This window comes from Microbacterium sp. K41 (assembly GCF_004794395.1).
Taxonomy (GTDB): Bacteria; Actinomycetota; Actinomycetes; order Actinomycetales; family Microbacteriaceae; genus Microbacterium; species Microbacterium sufflavum.
Window position 1 is genome coordinate 1 of sequence record NZ_SSDO01000452.1, and the last position, 937, is coordinate 937.

2 protein-coding genes are annotated in these 937 nt (G+C 76.2%); both read right to left on the minus strand.

Annotation, left to right across the window (positions count from 1 at the left end):
* A partial coding sequence (locus tag DW309_RS14495; protein WP_240753245.1) for an ABC transporter transmembrane domain-containing protein occupies positions 1 to 725 on the minus strand: 725 nt, incomplete at its 3' end.
* Positions 722 to 937, minus strand: a 216-nt coding sequence (locus DW309_RS14500) for a P-loop NTPase family protein (protein WP_524538341.1), incomplete at its 5' end; no start/stop codon positions are given. The genes DW309_RS14500 and DW309_RS14495, both read right to left, overlap by 4 nt.

The window sequence follows — 937 nt, forward strand, 5'->3', positions numbered from 1 at the left end:
GCCCTGCTCACGACCCGGCGCAGGGCGGCGTCGGCCACCCGGATGCGCTCGCGCGCCTGGCCCTCCGCCCCGTAGGCGAGCAGCACGTCGAGACTGCCGAGGTAGTCGACGAGGGCCGCCGACACCTCGGCGCGACGGGCAGACACGGCCGCCTCGGCCCGGGAGCCGAACACCCACCCGAGCCCGATCGCGGCGAGCGCGGCGACGACCAGGCACACGGCGATGGTCAGCGCGGCCGCGGGCGACACGAAGGCGAGGAACCCCACGGCTCCCACGGCGACGAGCGCCGACACCGCGAGCGGCTGCACCACCCGCAACGGCAGGTTCTGCAGATTCTCCACGTCGTCGACGAGCGCCGCGAGCACCTGTCCCCGGTCGGTCGCGCCGAGCCCCGCGGGAGAGAGCGGGATGAGGCGGCGCACCAGGTCGGAGCGCGTCGAGGCCAGCTGCCGCAGCGCCGCATCGTGCCCGCTGAGCCGCTCGAGGTAGCGGGTCACGGCGCGGGTCACGGCGAAGAACCGCACCCCGACCACGGCCACCGACAGCGGCACGAGCGAGTCCACGATCGAGGCGCTCACGATCAGCCAGCCGCTCACCGCGAGCAGGCTCACGGCCGCGCCTGCCGACAGCACGCCCCAGATCAGGCCGGGCAGGAACCGTGCGACGGGCGGCTGCGCCAGGCGGAGCACCTCGCGCACCCGCCGGGCCCTGGTGGCCTCGCTCATGCGCTCACCCCCAGGGCGACCACGCGGTCGGCGATGTCGCGCGCCGACCGGCGGTGGGACACCAGCACCACGGTCGCTCCGGCGTCCGCCCGCGCGCGCAGCGAGGACCACAGCCGCTCCTCCGTGGCGGGGTCGAGCGCGCTGGAGGGTTCGTCGAGCGCGAGCACGGCGTGCGGCATCCCCGCCTGGCGGTAGAACGCCCGCGCCACCGC